The sequence below is a fragment of the Streptomyces sp. NPDC047014 genome, assembly GCF_040644195.1.
In the GTDB taxonomy this organism is placed as follows: Bacteria; Actinomycetota; Actinomycetes; order Streptomycetales; family Streptomycetaceae; genus Streptomyces.
This window is the reverse complement of the sequence record NZ_JBEYVX010000112.1, coordinates 1-16,678: the sequence shown is the minus strand read 5'-3', so window position 1 is coordinate 16,678 and position 16,678 is coordinate 1. Positions and strand designations below refer to the sequence as shown.

Genomic DNA, 16,678 nt, shown 5'->3' with positions numbered 1-16,678 from the left:
GCGAGGTCGCGGCGAGCCCGCACTCGACCTGCGTGTAGTGGAAGTTCTGCGCCAGCAGGTGGAGTTGGCCGATGGCGGGCCAACCGTCGCAGGATCCCGATGACCAGGGTGTCGAGGCGCAACCGCTCGCGGACCTCGCGCAAAAGGATGCGGGCCCGGAGCCGTGTCTCCTCGGAGAGCCGAGGCCCGTGAGACCGTACGCGCCTGGCTGGAGCACGAGGCCCGGCTCGTCCCGGCGGCCGCCGCGATGGGGGTCTCGGTGCCCGCCGCCCGCAAACGGCTGGCGCGGATCGAAGCGCTGCTGGAGCGCTCGCTGCTCCAGTCCCCGAGCGCTCGCTACGACCTGTGGCTGGCGCAGCGGGCGGAGGAGCTGGCCTCGGGACACAAGCCGCAAAAGGGGTGATGCCCCGGCGAAATGCACGATCATCCTCGAATGAGGCGCATCAATGCGAAACGGGTGCTGGTCGGTGAACCCCTCGACACCGCCCGGCTGGGCGAGACCCTGCTGCCCAAACGGCTCGCCCTGCCGATCTTCTGCAGCGACCCGCTCTCCTCCGTGGCCTACGCCACCGAGGAGATCCTGCTGATCCTCGCCCTCGGCGGCGTCGCACTGCTCCACCTCACCTGGTACGCGGCCGCCGCCATCGTCTTCCTGCTCGTCGTGGTCGTCGCCTCGTACCGGCAGACCTGCCACGCCTATCCAGGGGGAGGCGGCGCCTATGTGGTCAGCGCCGAGAACCTGGGCCAGACCGCCGCCCTCACCGCCGCCAGCGCCCTGCTCGTCGACTATGTGATGACCGTCGCCGTCTCCGTCGTCTCCGGGGTCTCGGCCATCACCTCCGCCATCCCCGCGCTGAGCGACCACGACGTGGCCCTGTCCGTCGGCTTCGTGGTGCTGCTGACCGTGATGAACCTGCGCGGCGTCCGGGAGTCGGGCCGGATCTTCGCCATCCCCACCTACGGCTTCGTCCTCGTCGTCTACCTGATGTTCGCGGTCGCCGCCGTCCGCCTCGGCACCGGCCAGACCATCCGCGCCGAGTCCGCCGACCTGCCGATCATCGCCACCGGTACGTACACCGGAATCGCCGTGGTCTTCCTCGCGATGCGCGCCTTCGCCTCCGGCTGCACCGCGCTCACCGGCGTCGAGGCGATCAGCAACGGCGTGCCCGCCTTCCGCAAGCCCAAGGCCCGCAACGCGGCGGCCACCCTCGCCGTCATGGGCCTCCTCTCGGTGACCATGTTCGCGGGCATCACCGCGCTCGCCATGAGCTACCAGGTGCATGTCGCGGCCGACCCCACCGAACTGGGCCTGCCCCCGGGTACCCCCACCTCCACCGCCCTCGCCCAGATCGGCCGGGCCACCTTCGGCAGCTGGCACTTCCTCTTCTACCTGCTCCAGGCGGTCACCGCCGGGGTGCTGATCCTCGCCGCGAACACCGCCTTCAACGGCTTCCCGATGCTGGCCTCCATCCTCGCCAGGGACCGCTACGCGCCGCGGCAGCTGCACAACCGGGGCGACCGGCTCGTCTACTCCAACGGCGTCGTCCTGCTCGCGCTGGTCGCCATCGCCCTCATCGTCGCCTTCGACGCCGAGCTGACCCGCCTGATCCAGCTCTACATCATCGGCGTGTTCGTCTCCTTCACCCTCTCCCAGTCCGGCATGGTCCGGCACTGGCGCAAGGAGCTGGCCTCGCCCGCCACCCCGCGGACGGAGCGCGTCCACATCCACCGCAGGCTCGCCATCAACGCCGTCGGCGCCACCATGACCGCCGTGGTCCTGGTCATCGTCCTGCTCACCAAGTTCACCCACGGCGCCTGGCTGGTCGTCATCGCCATGCCCGTGCTCTTCTTCGGCATGAAGGGGGTACGCCGCCACTACGACCAGGTCGCCCGGCAGGTCGGCGTCGCCCCCGACGCCACACCGCACCGGCCGGCCCGCCACCACGTCCTCGTCCTCGTCGCCGCCGTGCAGGCCCCCACCCTCAAGGCCATCGGCTACGCGCAGGGCCTGCGCCCCGACACCCTCACCGCCGTCACCGTCGCGGCGGACGAGGCCGAGGCGGCCGGGCTGCGGGAGGCGTGGGACGCGCACGATCCCGGGCTGCCGCTGACGATCCTGCACTCCCCGTACCGCGAGGTGGTGCGCCCGGTGCTCGCGTACGTCCAGGAAAGGGCCTCGGAGGCCGAGACGGACATGCTCTCCGTGGTGATCCCCGAGTACGTGGTGGGCCACTGGTGGGAGCAGCCCCTGCACAACCAGAACGCCCTGCGGCTCAAGGCCCGCCTGCTGTTCACGCCGGGGGTGGCGGTGATCGACGTACCGTACCTGCTGGAGTCGGCCAGGACCGCGGGGCCCGGCCGGCGGGAGAGCTGAGGGCCGCGGCCGTCGGCTACCGTGAGCGAGAGCACTGCACCCGCAGTGCTCTCGTACGTCCGTCCCGGCCCGCCCGGACGGCACCGGAAGCCGGGACCCTCATGCGCCAGAACCCCCAGCGCCGCGCCGCGCTCCTCGACGCCGCCATCGAAGTCCTGGCCCGCGAGGGATCACGCGGCCTGACCCTGCGCGCGGTCGACAAGGAGGCCGGCGTCCCCGTCGGCACCACCACCAACTACTTCGCCGACCGCTCCCAGCTGCTCGTCGAGATCCTGCACCGCACCCGCGAACGCCTCACCCCCGACCCGGCCGACCTGGCCGGCCCGCTGGACACGGCGGTGCTCCTCGGCCGGCTGCTGGAGCGGATGCGGCGCGAGCGCAGTGTCCACATCGCGATGCTGGAGCTGCGGCTGGAGGCCACCCGGCGCCCCGAGCTCCAGCGGGAGCTGTCCGGCTTCCAGGGCGCCGAGCTGGAGGCCAACATCGCCTGGCACCTGGAGCAGGGCCTGCCCGGGGACCGGCGGGGAGTGGTCCTGCTGTACCTGGCGATGCTGGGCCTGATCGTGGACGACCTGACCGTGCCGGAGCTGCTGGAGCCGCACTCCCCGGAGGCGCTGATCGAGACGATGGTCGAGCGACTCCTCCCGCAGGACGCCCCGGACTGACTATCGTGCCGGTGGGGGAGTACCGGTGTCCCGGAGGACCGTGGGGAGTACGGGTATGACGAACACCACCGAGGAACGGGTCCGCGGGATCCAGTGGCTGGCCGACTGGGGCGAATGGCTCGTCGGCCTCACCTTCGCCCGGGGCATAGGCCCCGAGGAGCTGGCCGCCCGGCTCGGGGCGCTCCCTGACCTGCGCCCCGGCCCGTTGACTGCCCAGGACGCCTGGAGCATGGTCACCGAGACCGCCGACGGCGACGGCGTGGCCCGCGTCGGCACCTGGGGCGACTGGACCTTCGCCGTCGAGCACGGGATGCCCGCCGGGGCGGAACGGCTCGCGGAGGTCTCCCGGGGCGGCGTCGAGGCCGTCCACCTCGACCCGCAGCCGGACCACCCGCCCACCCTGTTCGCCTACGCCCACGACGGCGAGCTGGTCTGCTGCTTCGGCATCGGCGAGGAGTGCTGGCGCGGCGGCCACCGCCCGGACCACCTGCTCCCCGAGCTGGTCGCGGCCGGGATCCTGACCCCGGAAGGTACGAGCACCCGCCCCGAGGGGGAGCCGGACGAGGAGGACGGACGCCGCACCCTGGCCGTCCTGGAGCGGCGTTTCGGACTGTGCCTGCCGCGTCACCTGATCGAGGAAGCCGCCCTGCCCGCCTACGTGACGTGCACGGCATGAGGGGCCGGGAGCCGGTGATCTTATGCTCAGGTTTACGCGCGTCCGCTTGGCTTTGCGGCCCGGAAGCCACTTTGATGGCTGTGCCCGCCCTCGTACCGGAGCACAGGGGGACCAGCGATGGCCACTGAGCACAGTCAGAAGGACAGCCCGCAGAAGGACAGCACACCCACCCTGATCGGTTCCGTCCAGCGCGCCCTGCGCCTGCTGGAGGCGATGTCCGCGGAGAACGGGGCGACGGCCAAACGGCTCGCCAGACTCACCGGCATCCCCCTGCCCACCGTCTACCACCTGCTGCGCACCCTCAGCCACGAGGGATACGTGCAGCGAGAAGGTGGCTCGTTCCGGCTCGCGGACGACCTCCCGCTGGCTTCGTGATCAGATTCCGACGCGTTCCGGCCAAGCTCTGACGTCCGGCGTGGCACGTTCCAGCGGAAAATGCCAGAACGCCCTTTCGTCCATCGGAACTTGAGTAAGTTCCCTCCTGTCGCGCCGCACGACCGTGCACACCGCACGTCCGGCCGGGAGGGGAGCCCGCGTGCCCGGGATCGACGAATGCCTGCTGGAAGCCATGGCCCTGCCTGGTGCGCGCGGGGCCGCGCTGGTCGACTGGAGCAGCGGACTGGCCCTCGGCACCGCGGGCGAATCGCCCGTGGGCGACCACGAGACCACCGCCGCCGAGACCGCCGAGCTGGCCCGGGCGGCAGCCGAATACGAGTCCTTCGCCCCGGCCGACACCGGCCGCGCCGACGACGGACCCCCGGTCGAGGACCTGATCGTCACCACCCGCAACGGCTACCACGTGCTGCGCTTCGTCGAGACCAGCTTCGACAGCAGCGTCTTCCTCCACCTGTGGCTGGACCGCGCCGACGGCAACCTCGCCCTCGCCCGCCACAGACTCCGCGCCCTCGCCGAGGGGCTGGTGCTCAGATGACCGCCCAGGCCACCGCCCCCCACGCCCTCGCCGCCGTGTCCCCCCTGCTCACCCGGCTCGCCGCCGAGCGCGCCACCGGAGCCCTGCTCCGCGACCGCGGCACCCTCTTCCTGGAGGAGGGCCGCATCGTGCACGCCGAGAGCCCGGCCACCCCCGGACTCGACGTCCTGCTCACCACCGGCGGCGGGCTCACCCCCGAACGCTGGCGGGAAGCCGTCGACCGGGCCGGCGCCCGCCGCCAGGTGGCCCGCTTCCTCGTGGACAGCGGCGGCCTGGCCGGCGGCGAACTGGAGATATGCCACCTCGCGGCGATATTCGACGCCGCCTTCTTCGCCCTCTCCCCGGGCACCGGCCCCTCCCGCTTCCGCCGCGGGGCCACCCACTGGATCGGCTCCGTCCGCTCCGTCCCCGCCGCCGCCGTCGAACGGGAGACCCGGCGCCGCCGGGAACTGCTCGACGCGGTATGGCCCTACCCCCAGCTCGACACCTCGCCCGTCGTACCCCGGCCGGCCCTGCCCGGCCAGACCGTCACCGCCCGGCAGCGGGCCCTGCTCGACCGGGCCGACGGCTCGCGCACCCCGGCCGACCTGGCCTGGGTCCTGGGCAGGCCCGCCTTCCACACCCTGCTCGACGTCCGCCGCCTCGCCGCGGCCGGACTGGTCGAGACCCCGCACAGCCCGCCCCCACCACCGGCTGTTCCCCCCCTGCCCGACTGGATGACCGAGGCCCAATCCCCGGACGTGGCGCTGCTCCGCCGGTTACGCGACGCACTGGAGGCAAGCCTGTGAGGCTCCCGCTGCGACCGGCCCTGCGCGCCGACCGCTCCGAGAGGAGGCCGCCCGAAAGGAGTAAGGCCGACATGAGTACGGTGCCCCCCGAGGCGGAGGCCGAGATACTCGCCGAGCTCCGCCGGCTGCGCGCCCGCGTTCCCCAGCTCACCGGCGCCCTCGCCGCCAGCACCGACGGCTTCGTCCTCGCCCAGGACAGCGCCGCGGCCGAGGTCGAGGCCGTCGCCGCGCTGACCGCGGCCGCGCTCGGTGTCGCCCAGCGGCTCAGCGACAGCACCGGCCAGGGCGCCTTCCGCGAACTGCTGGTGCGCGGCGAGGACGGCTACGTGGCCACCTACGCCGCGGGCCTGGCCGCCGTACTCACCCTCACCGCGGAGCCGCGCATCAACGTCGGCCGCCTCCACCTGGAGGCCCGCCGCTCCAGCCTGCGCATCGCCGAGCTGATCGAGCACACCCTCGGCCGCCGCGGCGCCCCGCCCGGCTGACCGGCGCCCGCGGTCGGCCCCGTAGGCGGACGTCCCGGCACGCACCGTCATCACCCCACGCATCGTCACCCCCCTACACGCAGTCACAGAGAAACGAGAAAGAGGTACCTCTCATGGTCAACGTGGAGACCGCGCTCAAGGAAGCCACCACCCTCATCGAGGGCGCCATCGGCGCCGCCCTCGTCGACTACGGCAGCGGCATGGCCCTCGGCACCATCGGCGGTGGCAAGGACCTGGACCTCGCCGTCGCCGCGGCCGGCAACACCGACGTGGTGCGCGCCAAGGTCCGCACGATGGAGATGCTCGGCATCAACGACGAGATCGAGGACATCCTGATCACCCTCGGTACGCAGTACCACCTGATCCGGCTGATGAAGGGGCGGGGCTCGGCCGGGTTCTTCCTCTATCTCGCGCTGGACAAGAAGCGGGCCAACCTCGCCATGGCCCGGCACCAGCTCAAGAAGATCGAGACCGATCTGGAGATCTGACCGGACGGCCCGGAGGGGACCGGTCCGACCGTGCTCTCCCGCACCGTCGAGGTGGCGGACGGCTGAATTCTTTGCCGTCCGCCCCGGCGATCAGTTCCATGTGCCCCATATGGGTGGAGTTTATGATTCTGTTACAGAGTAAGATGCTGTGAGCTGATCATCGAAAAAGCATAAAACGCTGGAGAAACCGCCACCCATGCCCCCGCGCCTGAGCATCGTCGTCCCCGTCTACAACGTCGAGCTCTACCTCGACGAGTGCCTGGAATCCATCGCCGCTCAGACCTTCGGCGACTTCGAGGCCATCCTCGTGGACGACGGTTCCACCGACACCAGCGCCGTCATAGCCAAGGCTTTCGCCGCACGCGACAAGCGCTTCCGCGTCGTGATGCAGGAGAACGCCGGTCTCGGCGCCGCCCGCAACACCGGTGCCCGCCACATGCACCCGGACAGCGAGTACCTGGCCTTCGTCGACAGCGACGACACCATGCCGGACTACGCCTACCAGCGCATGATCGAGACCCTGGACGAGACGGGCTCGGACTTCGTCGGCGGCAACGTCAAGCGCTTCCGCTCGGTCGGCATGAACCAGTCCTGGGGCCACCGCGCCGCCTTCGCCCGGACGCAGCTGAAGACCCACATCTCCAAGTTCCCGGCGCTGGTCACCGACCGCACCGCGTGGAACAAGGTCTACCGCCGCACCTTCTGGGACGAGCACGGCTTCCAGTACCCGGAGGGCATCCTCTACGAGGACGCCCCGGTCAGCATCCCGGCCCACTACTTCGCCACCAGCGTCGACATCCTCAGCGAGTGCGTCTACCACTGGCGCGTCCGCGAGACCGGCGAGCGCTCCATCACCCAGCGCTCCACCGACCCGGTCTCCCTCATCGACCGCGTCACCTCCGTACGCCTGGTCCGCGAGTCCCTCAAGGCCAAGCAGGGCGCCAAGTACGTCCGCTACCTGCGCGACTACGACTACAACGTACTGAGCGAGGAACTGCCGCTCATCTACAAGTACGTCGGGGAGGGCGGCGCCGACTTCCGCGCCGCCTTCGTCAAGGAGGTCGGCGGGCTCGTCCGCGAGATCGGCACCGCCCCCTGGTCCGACCTGACCGTCGCCGACCGCCTCAAGGCGTACCTGGCCGGCGAGGGCCGCGTCGAGGACTTCATCGCGCTCACCGACCACCAGCGCGACTACAGCTACAGCGTGCCCGTCAAGGGCCTCGCCCGCCCGCAGGCGGACTACCCCTTCCTGCACGGCCGCCCGCCGGTCCCCGCCAGGATCCTCACCCTCGGCCCGCGCGAGCGCCGCGTCGTCAGCCGCCTGGAGCAGGCGGTCTGGGCCGACGGCAAGCTGCTGCTGCGCGGCTACGCCCTGCCCGGCCACCTCGGCGCCGAGAGCCGCCTCGGCTCCCGCAAGATGCTGGTCTTCCGCGAGAAGGGCAAGCGCCGCCGCTCCGTCGTCAGCACCCGCACCGTGGCCTCCCCGATGGCCTCCGTTAACGCCCCGCACCTCGCCCTGCGCCACGCGGACTGGGCCGGCTTCACCGCCGTCGTCGACCCCGCGATCTTCCAGTCGGGCGGCAAGTGGAACGACGGTACGTGGACCACCTCCGTCGCCGTCACCGGCGCCGGCGGCCTGCACCGCGCCCGCCTGCGCGGCGGTGAGCACGACACCGGCCAGAACCCGCCCCCGTTCTGGGTCGCCCCCGACGTCCGGATCGTCCCGGCCGTCGCCGGCGCCCTGACCGTCCAGGTCGAGGTCGCCCGCGCCCGCGCCCTGGACGTCCGCCCCGCGGGCGGCGACGCCGTCGAGATCAGCGGCGAGCTGTCCGCCGGGGTCGGCACCGCCACCCTGCGCGCCGTGCACGTCACCACCGGGACCGTCCGCACCTTCCCGGTGGAGTCCGCCGCCGCGTCCGCCGGCGGCAGCACCGCCTTCACCGCCCGGGTACCGCTGGCCGACCTGGCCGCCGTACCGGACGGGGTCTCCGAGCCCGGCGAGTGGAACCCGGAGCCGTGGAGCCTGTCCGTGGTCGGCGCCGACGGCACCGAGCACCGCCTGGTCCACGACGAGCGCGGCGGCTTCACCGGCCTGGTCCTGCCGCTGCCCGGCGGGACCGCCGGCCGCTCCCTGTTCGCCAAGCGCGGCAACACCGGCCACCTCGCGCTCTCCGTCCAGCCCTCCCCGCCGCTGGTCGACGAGGTCAAGGCCGAGGACGGCACCGTCACCCTGCGCGGCCGCTTCGCCGCCCCGGCCGACGAGCCCTACGAGCTGGTCGTGCACAACGCGCACGGCACCGAGTTCAGCTGGCCCGTCACCCGTGACGGCGACACCTTCGAGACCACCTTCCACCCGATGCTCCCCGAGGCGTACGCCGGCCGCACCACGCTGCCCGAGGGCCGCTGGTGGCCCACGCTGCGCCCCGCCTCCCAGGGCGGGACCACCGCCGGCCTGCTCGGCGTGGACCGCGGAGCCCCGGTGCAGATGGCCCCCGGCCTGCTCTTCGCCGGACCGCACGCGTTCAGCACCCAGGGCCGCCGGATGCGGGTCGAGACCCGCTTCCACGACCGCATGGTGCTCGTCGCCGACCCGCTGCTGAGCCCGCACGACCGCTCCCGCTACGCCCAGCGCGTCGCCCGCTACGAGACCTACCCGGCGCAGCGCGCCCTGCCGGTCAAGGACATCGTCGTCTACAGCGCCTTCCACGGGCAGGGCTCCGGTGACTCGCCGCGCGCCATCCACGAGGAGCTGGTGCGCCGCGGCGAGAAGCTGGAGCACATCTGGCTGGTCCGCGACGGCCGCACCGAGGTCCCGGCGACCGCCCGCGCCGTGCAGTACGAGAGCGGGGAGTACTGGGAGGTCCTGGCCCGCGCCCGCTACTTCGTGACCAACGACACGGTGCCGCGCCAGTTCCTGCGCCGCCCCGGCCAGGTCGTCCTCCAGACCTGGCACGGCACGCCGGTCAAGCAGATCGGACACGACTTCGTGCACGACTACTACACCAGCCCCGAGGTCCTGGAGGGCCTGGCGCACGACAGCGCGCAGTGGAGCCTGCTGGCCTCCCCGAGCTCCTACGCCACCCCGCTCCTCAAGCGGGCCCTCGGCTACGACGGCGAGGTCGTCGAGGCGGGCAGCCCGCGCACCGACGCGCTCGTCCGGCCCGATGCGGACCGGATCGCGGAGGTCCGCCGACGGCTGGGCCTGCCCGAGGGCAAGAAGGTCGTCCTCTACATGCCCACGTGGCGTGAGAACAACGAGGGCTGGTCCGGCGGCTACAAGCTGGACCTGCGGATCGACCTGGACGCGGCCCGCCGTGAGCTGGGCGAGGACCACGTCCTGCTGATCCGCGGCCACCACCACGTCACCGAGCAGGTCCGCGACAGTGTCCGCGACGGCTTCGTCGTCGACGTGTCGCGCTGGCCCGACGCCGCCGACCTGCTGCTGGTCGCCGACGTCCTGATCTCGGACTACTCCTCGGCGCTCTTCGACTTCGCGCTGACGGACCGGCCGATCCTGCTCTTCACGTACGACCTGGAGCACTACCGCACCACGCTGCGCGGCTTCAACTTCGACCTGGAGGCGAAGGCCCCCGGCCCGCTGCTGGCGGACTCGGCGAGCCTGATCGAGGCCGTACGGAACGCCGACACCGTCGGCGCGGAGTACGCCGAGGCGCGCGCGGCCTTCCGTACCGAGTTCTGCGACCTGGACGAGGGCAACGCCGCCGAGCGGGTCGTCGACCGGATGCTCGCGCAGGGCGCGGCGCCCGTGAAGTAGCCCGGACGGGCGAAATTCCAGGCTGTCCTCGGACCGGCCCCGGACCCACCGATGAATTTCGGGTCCGGGGCCGGTCTGTATGTGAGGAGCGGTACCCACCGCCACGCACCGGCCTGGAGGCAGAGATGAGCGGCAACGGATTCACCACGTGCCTGTGGTTCGACGGCAAGGCCGAGGAGGCGGCCGACTACTACCTGTCGGTGTTCAAGGACGGCAGGCTCGGCCGCGTCAGCCGGTTCAACGAGGCGCACCCCGGCGAGGCCGGCGCGGTGATGGCCGTGGAGTTCGAGATCAACGGGCAGAGGTTCATGGGTCTCAACGGCGGCCCGCAGTTCACGTTCAGTGAGGCGATCTCCTTCCAGATCGACTGCGCGGACGAGGCGGAGGCCGACTACTACTGGGACACCCTGACCGACGGCAGCCAGGAAGGCGTCTGCGGCTGGGTCAAGGACCGGTTCGGGGTGTCCTGGCAGGTCATCCCGCCGGGCACGATCGAGCTGATCACCGACCCGGACCCGGGGCGGGCCGCCCGGGCCACCACCGCCATGATGAAGATGAAGAAGCTGGACGTGGCGGAGATGCGCCGCGCGGCCGACGAGGGCTGACGGGCCGCAAGCCCGTTCGCAGCCGTCAGCCGTCAGCTGTCAGCCGCCTTCCGCGATCCGGCTCAGCAGCTTCGGCACCGCCGTCCCGATGGGCTCGCGGATGATCTCCTCGGCCAGCGGGTCGTACGGGGTCTCCTCCGCGTTCACGATGATCAGCCGGGCCCCCGCCTCCGCCGCCATCCCGGCGAGCGAGGCGGCGGGCTGCACCTGGAGCGTGGAGCCGACGGCGAGGAACACCTGGCACCCCTTGGCCACGGCGACGGCCCGCGCCAGCACCTCGGGGTCCAGCCGCTGGCCGAACATCACGGTGGCCGGCTTGAGGATCCCGCCGCAGGCCCGGCAGGCGGGATCCGGGTCGCCCGCGGTCAGCCGGGCCAGCGCCTCGTCCATCCCGGACCGGGCGGAACAGGCCGTGCACACCACCGCGCGGGCGCTGCCGTGCAGTTCGAAGACCTTCCGCTCGGGCATCCCGGCGAGCTGGTGCAGCCCGTCGACGTTCTGGGTGAGGACGCGGACCGGGACGCCGGAGCGCTCCAATTCGGCCACGGCCAGGTGCGCGGCGTTCGGCCGGGCGCCGAGCGCGCCGATCTCGGCCCGCATCCGCCAGGACCTGCGCCGGATCTCCGGATCGCCCATGTAGTACTCGTAGGTCACGAGCTTCTCGGCGTCGGGCTCCCGGCGCCACAGGCCCTGCGGCCCCCGGTAGTCGGGGATCCCGGAATCCGTGGACATCCCGGCTCCACTGAACACTGCGACGAGCGGCTTTCCCATGGTCGGGACCCTATGTACGAGCGCGGGCGGCCCGCGACCCGATTTCGCGGGGCCGGGCCGCCGGGGTTCCCGTGCGCCGCGGGCGTCCACAGGAGTGAGATCCGGGCCCGGTCCTCCCGGTGGACGGGCCGGGCGGGTACACAACCGCACATGACGCTCATGTCCCGCACCCTCGGTGCCCTCCTGCCGGCCGCGCTCGCGCTGCCCGTCCTGTCGCCCGCCCCGGCCCTCGCCGCCCCCGCCGCTCCGGCGGCCGTCCGGGAGGGGCACACCGCCGAGGAGATCGGCCGCTTCCTCGCCCGGTTCTACGGGGACCACGGGCCCTCCGCGCACGACCGCCGGCACCATGTCTCCCAGGTGCTCAAGGACCGGCAGAAGGAGAACGCGGCCGGCGACGTCCTGCTCTGCGCGCAGAACACCCCGCAGCACATCGGCATCGGCCCGGTCACCGTGGCCCAGTCGGCCGGGGTGGGCTGGGCCACCGTCACCACCCACTGGGGCGCGGACCGCACCGACACCTTCACCGCGTACGTACGCCTCGACACCCGGCCGCTGCGCGTGGATGACGTGATCTGCGCGGGCTGACCGCCGCCCGCGTCTGGTAGAACACGGCTATGACGGGATTCGAGATCGCCGGGGCGAGCTCCGCCGACATGGAGACGATCCGCGGCTGGGCCGACGAAGAGGGCTGGAACCCGGGGGAGTCGGACCGCTTCGCCTTCGCGGTGGCCGACCCGGAGGGCTTCCTCGTCGGCCGCCTCGACGGGGAACCGGTCGCCAGTATCTCGGCCGTCCGCTACGGAACGGGCTTCGGCTTCATCGGCCTCTACATCGCCCGCCCCGCCTTCCGCGGCAAGGGCTACGGCATCCGCCTGTGGCGGGCCGGGATGGCACGGCTCGACGGGCGGCTCGTCGGCCTGGACGGGGTGGTCGAGCAGCAGGAGAACTACCGCAAGTCGGGCTTCCGGCGGGCCTGGAACAACCTCCGCATGGAGGGCGTCCCCCTCGGCGACGACACCGGCGCCGGGGCCGGCGTCGAGATCGTGGACGCGGCCTCGCTGCCCTTCGGGCTGCTCGCGGCCTACGACCGGCGGTTCTTCCCCGAGCGGCGCGACGCCTTCCTCTCCGCCTGGACCGGCCTGCCCGGCCGGACGGCCCTCGCCGCCGTGCGCGACGGCCGGATCGAAGGGCTCGGGGTGATCCGCCCGTGCAGTTCCGCCCACCGCGTCGGCCCCCTGTACGCGGCCGACGCGCGGGTGGCGGCCGTCCTGCTGCGGCGGCTCGCGCGGCACGCGGCGGGCGGACCGGTCTCCCTGGACGTACCGGACGCCAACCCGGAGGCGGTCGAGCTGTTCACGGCGCTCGGCCTGGTGCCCACCTTCGAGGCGGCCCGCATGTACACGGGCCCGGCCCCCGAGGTGGCCCTGTCCGAGCTGTTCGGCGTCACCAGCCTCGAACTGGGCTGAGGCGCACGGGCCGTCGGGCCCGGACGTTCCCTGCCGGCGGCCCCGCTGTGGGCCGGACGGCGGTCGCACGGCGCCGCCCGGCCCATCCCCTCCCGCGGGACGGATTCCGCCGCCCCGGGTCAGAAGTGGAACAGTATGCCCGTGGTGTTCCGCAGGCCGCACGGGTTGCCGAAGGTGTAGGAGTACTGGACCCGCTTGCCCTGCCACACGCCGTCGGCCGTGACCGTCATCGGGTTCCACTCCCGGGTACAGGCGGCCCTGGACGCCGGAGCGGCGAGCGGGTCCAACTTCGCTCCCGCGGCGCGTACTTCACGGCAGGCGGCGGCCGGGCTGGGGTGGGTGCCCCCGGGCTTCGGCGCGCAGGCGAGGGTCACCGCGCGCAGGACCGTCCCGGTGGCGGCGTCCGGACCGGCGGTCACGGTCAGGACGAGCGCGGAGGGCGCGTACAGGCTCTGGGCGCCGGACGGTGCGGCGCCCGCCGTGCCGGGCCAGGCCAGCGCGGTGAGCGCGGTGAGCGCCATGGCGGCGGAACCGAGACCGAGACCCCTTGCGATGGACCGCATTGCGAACACTCCCTTGGGTTGGTGTTTCGGATAGCGGACAGAGTCTTGCGGACCCGCGCCGTGAACGCCCGTTCCCACCCTCATTTTCCGTCACGGATCGTATGCGGATGAGTGCAGACCGCAGCGGTGGTGGAGGTCTGACCAGTGCGGGAACACCTGCCCGAATCGGCTGAACAGCGACCGGACATCACCCCGAAACACCTCCGCTCCCCCCGCTGAACGGGGGGAGCGGAGGCACCTGCGCGACCGGCCCGGCTAGCCGGCCGCGCCCAGCCGGGGCGCGTACAGGTCCAGCAGCCGGGTGCGGGTCTGCTGGAGGCGCATCGCGAGGACCCGGCCCACCCAGTGGCCGACCGCGGAGCCGAAGGCCGGATCGGCGTCCATGAGCATCCGCACCGCCGCCGCGTCGAACTCGTAGGCGCGCACCGGCGTCATCGCCTCCGCGCCGAGCTGCCACACGTACGGCGGGAACAGCCAGGACCAGCCCACCAGCTCCCCGGGGCCCAGGTTCTCCACCTGCGCGGGCCGGCGCCCGGCCACCGGGACCTCCAGGGTGACCGTGCCCGAGCGCACGATCCAGAAGGCGTCCGCACGGCTCCCCTCGTCGAAGATCCGCGCGTTCTCCGGGAAATTGACCTCACGGGCCTGCGACATCAGCCGTCCGCGATGCTCCGTGGACAGGACGGCGGCGATACGGATGGGGGAAGGTGTGCTCACGACGGCCTCCGATCACGACCCCCCGCGGCTCCTGCTCTCCCAGTGTCGCCGAAACGGGCCGGATCCCTACCCGGCCGGGCGCCGATTCCTGGAAGACGTACACACCCGCTGTTCCCGGGGGACCCGCGGGCCTCTCAGTCCTCCGCGTTCGCCTCCATGCACGCCAGTTCCATGGCGTCCAGCACCGCCTCGTGGCTGCGGCCGCTCAGCTCCGCCACGTTCTCGATCTGGGCCGTCGCCCAGGCCGCCAGGGTCATCACCAGCACCCGCAGCCCGTCCGTACCGTGCTGGGCGAGTACCGCGTCGGCCACGATCATCGCCTCCTCGGGGACCTGCTCGGGCGGCTCCAGGCCGGCGAGCCCGCGCAGCATGACGAGGGTGCGGCAGGAGATCTCAGGCGTCATCCCCGCCAGTCGCCTGTCTTCTTCTTCGTCCATCCGCCCCGCCTTCCGCAGCCCGTGCCGCTTCCCTTTCAGGGCACCGTAAAGGGGCGCCGCCCCGCGCGGGGCGGTTTCGGCCGGGTGGCACCGCCCGCGCGGGCGCGGAAGGCCGGAACCGGTCCTCGTGGCGCGCGGGCGGCCGTAGGGGACGGCGCCCGGCAGGCTTGCGGCCGCCCTTCCGCCGCTGGCCGTCTCGCCGTGGTCTTCCTGTGGGCGTCTTCCGGCCGATGCCTTCCCGCCGCCGCCTTCCTCCTGGCGCGACCCGCCGGTAACCTGCCCCGCGGCTGCCGCCCGGCCGGGCGGCCGAACCCCCCCCGCCAGGAGCACGATGAAGTCCCTCTTACGCGCCGCCCTCTGCGCCCTCCTGCTCACCGCCGCCGCCCTGCCGGCCCACGCCGCCCCGCCCCCGGCGCCCGCACCCGAGGCCGCCGCCGGGGCGTGGACCCCGCCGCTGTCCACCCGCGGCCGCTACATCGTCGACGCCGACGGCAACCGCTTCCGGCTGCGCTCCGGGAACTGGGACGGCGCCCAGGGCTCCTGGAACGGCTCCGGCGACCGCGCCGACCCCGCCACCCACCACGCCGGCCAGAACGCCCACGGCATCCCACTCGGCCTGGACCGGGTCCCGCTGCCGACGCTGCTCGCCGACTTCCGCGCCCTTGGCCTCAACAGCGTCCGGCTGCCCTACTCCAACGAGATGCTGCGCACCACCGCCCCCGTCCCGGACGCGGCCGTCGCCGCCAACCCCGCCCTGCGCGGCCGCACCCCGCTCCAGGTCTTCGACGCGGTGGTCGCCGCCCTCACCGACAGCGGCTTCGCCGTCATCCTCAACAACCACACCGTCACCACCCGGTGGTGCTGCGGGCTCGACGGCAACGAGCGCTGGAACAGCGGCCGTTCCACCGCCCAGTGGGCCGACGACTGGGTGTTCCTCGCCCGCCGCTACCGCGACAACCCGCGCGTGGTCGGCGCCGACCTCTACAACGAGGTCCGGCGCGACGTCTGGGACGACCCCAACTGGGGCCTCGGTGACCGGCACGACTGGCACGCCGCCGCCCAGGAGGCCGCCGACCGCATCCTCACCGAGGCCAACCCGAACCTGCTGATCGTCGTCGAGGGCATCAACTGGTACGGCCTGCCCGTCGACGGCCTCCCGCACGGCCGCCCCACCCTCACCCCCGTCCGTACCCTCTCCCACACCCTCGTCGCCTCCCACAAGCTGGTGTACTCCGCGCACTTCTACGGCTACACCGGCCCCCACCACAGCGGTGCGACCGGGATCGGGGAGACCAGCGACCTCCGCTACCAGGACATGACCGCCGCCCAACTGGAGCAGACCCTCTACGACCAGGCGTTCTTCGTCTCCGCCGAGACCGGCGCGCACTTCACCGCCCCCGTCTGGATCAGCGAGTTCGGCATCGGCGCCGACGAGGGCGCGGCCGCCCCGCGTACCTGGTTCGACCGGCTCACCGGCCAACTGAACCGCCATGACGCCGACTTCGCCTACTGGCCCCTCGTCGGCTGGAGCACCACCGCCCAGGGCGCCCCCGGCGGCGACACCTGGGCTCTCCTCCGCTACGACACCACCGGCCACCGCTCCGGCGTCCTGGACCCGGGGGACTGGCGCAGCCCGCGCTGGGCCGGGCTGCTCGCCGCCCCCGGCCGTACCGGGCCGGTGCCCGCCACCACCTCCTGGTACCAGCTGACCACGGACCACCGCGACCACAACGCCTCGCTGCTCACCCGGGCCGGCGGCGACTGGGACCCCGGGGCCCGCAAGGCGGTCTGCCCGGACGGCTCCAGCCTCACCGGGCTGTCCCACACGGCGGGCCGCGGCCTGTGCGCGGTGTGGGGCCGCGTGAGCTGGCGCAGCGCGTCGAGGCCGTCCAGGCGGGGCATCCGGATGTCCATGAGGACCACGTCCGGCCGGTGCA

The 16,678-nt window shown here is 72.8% G+C and carries 16 protein-coding genes and 2 pseudogenes; 14 read left to right on the top strand and 4 right to left on the bottom strand.

Features of this window, described 5'->3' with window-relative positions; translation table 11 throughout:
- Positions 1-184 precede the first annotated feature (184 nt).
- The 11 genes and pseudogenes from ABZ873_RS31375 to ABZ873_RS31325 all read left to right on the top strand — a co-directional run.
- Positions 185-403: pseudogene (locus tag ABZ873_RS31375) on the top strand (helix-turn-helix domain-containing protein); the annotation flags it as partial.
- Positions 404-433: 30 nt separating this feature from the next.
- Positions 434-2,374: an APC family permease gene (locus ABZ873_RS31370; protein WP_360879285.1), complete on the top strand. Its 1,941-nt coding sequence runs from the start codon at positions 434-436 to the stop codon at positions 2,372-2,374.
- 101 nt (positions 2,375-2,475) lie between these two features.
- Positions 2,476-3,039 carry a TetR family transcriptional regulator gene (locus ABZ873_RS31365; protein WP_360879282.1) on the top strand — a complete coding sequence of 188 codons (564 nt, stop codon included), beginning with the start codon at positions 2,476-2,478 and terminating at the stop codon, positions 3,037-3,039.
- A 55-nt stretch (positions 3,040-3,094) separates the two neighbouring features.
- Positions 3,095-3,715, top strand: a complete 621-nt coding sequence (locus ABZ873_RS31360) for a DUF6461 domain-containing protein (protein ID WP_360879279.1) — start codon at positions 3,095-3,097, stop codon at positions 3,713-3,715.
- A gap of 117 nt (positions 3,716-3,832) precedes the next feature.
- Positions 3,833-4,069 (top strand): annotated as a pseudogene (locus tag ABZ873_RS31355) (helix-turn-helix domain-containing protein); the annotation flags it as partial.
- Between the two features lie 181 nt (positions 4,070-4,250).
- On the top strand, positions 4,251-4,646 hold the full coding sequence (locus ABZ873_RS31350) for a roadblock/LC7 domain-containing protein (protein WP_360879276.1): 396 nt from the start codon (positions 4,251-4,253) through the stop codon (positions 4,644-4,646).
- Entirely contained in the window at positions 4,643-5,434 is a 792-nt protein-coding gene (locus ABZ873_RS31345; protein ID WP_360879273.1) for a transcriptional regulator, read from the top strand. Before ABZ873_RS31350 ends, ABZ873_RS31345 begins: the two co-directional genes overlap by 4 nt.
- 71 nt (positions 5,435-5,505) lie before the next feature.
- Complete coding sequence (locus tag ABZ873_RS31340; protein ID WP_360879270.1) at positions 5,506-5,919, top strand: roadblock/LC7 domain-containing protein; 414 nt, start codon at positions 5,506-5,508, stop codon at positions 5,917-5,919.
- Positions 5,920-6,032: 113 nt separating this feature from the next.
- Entirely contained in the window at positions 6,033-6,407 is a 375-nt protein-coding gene (locus ABZ873_RS31335) for a hypothetical protein (RefSeq protein WP_360879267.1), read from the top strand.
- Between the two features lie 196 nt (positions 6,408-6,603).
- Entirely contained in the window at positions 6,604-10,182 is a 3,579-nt protein-coding gene (locus ABZ873_RS31330) for a bifunctional glycosyltransferase family 2 protein/CDP-glycerol:glycerophosphate glycerophosphotransferase (RefSeq protein WP_360879264.1), read from the top strand.
- 125 nt (positions 10,183-10,307) lie between these two features.
- A complete protein-coding gene (locus ABZ873_RS31325) occupies positions 10,308-10,787 on the top strand; it encodes a VOC family protein (RefSeq protein ID WP_360879261.1) in 480 nt (159 codons plus the stop codon).
- A gap of 39 nt (positions 10,788-10,826) precedes the next feature.
- Here ABZ873_RS31325 and ABZ873_RS31320 read toward each other — a convergent pair whose 3' ends face one another.
- Positions 10,827-11,558: a Sir2 family NAD-dependent protein deacetylase gene (locus ABZ873_RS31320; RefSeq protein ID WP_360879258.1), complete on the bottom strand. Its 732-nt coding sequence runs from the start codon at positions 11,556-11,558 to the stop codon at positions 10,827-10,829.
- Positions 11,559-11,708: 150 nt separating this feature from the next.
- Here ABZ873_RS31320 and ABZ873_RS31315 point away from each other — a divergent pair, with 150 nt between their 5' ends.
- Together ABZ873_RS31315 and ABZ873_RS31310 are read left to right on the top strand one after the other, a co-directional pair.
- Positions 11,709-12,143 carry a hypothetical protein gene (locus tag ABZ873_RS31315; RefSeq protein ID WP_360879255.1) on the top strand — a complete coding sequence of 145 codons (435 nt, stop codon included), beginning with the start codon at positions 11,709-11,711 and terminating at the stop codon, positions 12,141-12,143.
- A 29-nt stretch (positions 12,144-12,172) separates the two neighbouring features.
- On the top strand, positions 12,173-13,024 hold the full coding sequence (locus tag ABZ873_RS31310) for a GNAT family N-acetyltransferase (RefSeq protein WP_360879252.1): 852 nt from the start codon (positions 12,173-12,175) through the stop codon (positions 13,022-13,024).
- Between the two features lie 119 nt (positions 13,025-13,143).
- Here ABZ873_RS31310 and ABZ873_RS31305 read toward each other — a convergent pair whose 3' ends face one another.
- From ABZ873_RS31305 to ABZ873_RS31295, 3 genes are all read right to left on the bottom strand, one after another.
- Positions 13,144-13,587: a subtilase-type protease inhibitor gene (locus ABZ873_RS31305; RefSeq protein ID WP_360879249.1), complete on the bottom strand. Its 444-nt coding sequence runs from the start codon at positions 13,585-13,587 to the stop codon at positions 13,144-13,146.
- A gap of 255 nt (positions 13,588-13,842) precedes the next feature.
- Positions 13,843-14,304, bottom strand: a complete 462-nt coding sequence (locus tag ABZ873_RS31300; RefSeq protein ID WP_360879246.1) for a cyclic nucleotide-binding domain-containing protein — start codon at positions 14,302-14,304, stop codon at positions 13,843-13,845.
- 134 nt (positions 14,305-14,438) lie between these two features.
- Complete coding sequence (locus ABZ873_RS31295; RefSeq protein ID WP_360879243.1) at positions 14,439-14,741, bottom strand: hypothetical protein; 303 nt, start codon at positions 14,739-14,741, stop codon at positions 14,439-14,441.
- A 331-nt stretch (positions 14,742-15,072) separates the two neighbouring features.
- On the opposite strand from ABZ873_RS31295, the gene ABZ873_RS31290 reads away from it, so the two are divergent.
- The coding region (locus ABZ873_RS31290; protein WP_360879240.1) for a cellulase family glycosylhydrolase at positions 15,073-16,678 on the top strand (1,606 nt) is incomplete at its 3' end.

Excerpts from the sequence above, each read along its gene's own strand:
- ABZ873_RS31370 (WP_360879285.1), top strand. The coding sequence starts at position 434 with ATGAGGCGCATCAATGCGAAACGGGTGCTGGTCGGTGAACCCCTCGAC.
- ABZ873_RS31320 (WP_360879258.1), bottom strand. The coding sequence starts at position 11,558 with ATGGGAAAGCCGCTCGTCGCAGTGTTCAGTGGAGCCGGGATGTCCACG.
- ABZ873_RS31365 (WP_360879282.1), top strand. The coding sequence starts at position 2,476 with ATGCGCCAGAACCCCCAGCGCCGCGCCGCGCTCCTCGACGCCGCCATC.
- ABZ873_RS31335 (WP_360879267.1), top strand. The coding sequence starts at position 6,033 with ATGGTCAACGTGGAGACCGCGCTCAAGGAAGCCACCACCCTCATCGAG.
- ABZ873_RS31310 (WP_360879252.1), top strand. The coding sequence starts at position 12,173 with ATGACGGGATTCGAGATCGCCGGGGCGAGCTCCGCCGACATGGAGACG.
- ABZ873_RS31315 (WP_360879255.1), top strand. The coding sequence starts at position 11,709 with ATGACGCTCATGTCCCGCACCCTCGGTGCCCTCCTGCCGGCCGCGCTC.
- ABZ873_RS31330 (WP_360879264.1), top strand. The coding sequence starts at position 6,604 with ATGCCCCCGCGCCTGAGCATCGTCGTCCCCGTCTACAACGTCGAGCTC.
- ABZ873_RS31325 (WP_360879261.1), top strand. The coding sequence starts at position 10,308 with ATGAGCGGCAACGGATTCACCACGTGCCTGTGGTTCGACGGCAAGGCC.
- ABZ873_RS31345 (WP_360879273.1), top strand. The coding sequence starts at position 4,643 with ATGACCGCCCAGGCCACCGCCCCCCACGCCCTCGCCGCCGTGTCCCCC.
- ABZ873_RS31305 (WP_360879249.1), bottom strand. The coding sequence starts at position 13,587 with ATGCGGTCCATCGCAAGGGGTCTCGGTCTCGGTTCCGCCGCCATGGCG.
- ABZ873_RS31360 (WP_360879279.1), top strand. The coding sequence starts at position 3,095 with ATGACGAACACCACCGAGGAACGGGTCCGCGGGATCCAGTGGCTGGCC.
- ABZ873_RS31340 (WP_360879270.1), top strand. The coding sequence starts at position 5,506 with ATGAGTACGGTGCCCCCCGAGGCGGAGGCCGAGATACTCGCCGAGCTC.
- ABZ873_RS31295 (WP_360879243.1), bottom strand. The coding sequence starts at position 14,741 with ATGGACGAAGAAGAAGACAGGCGACTGGCGGGGATGACGCCTGAGATC.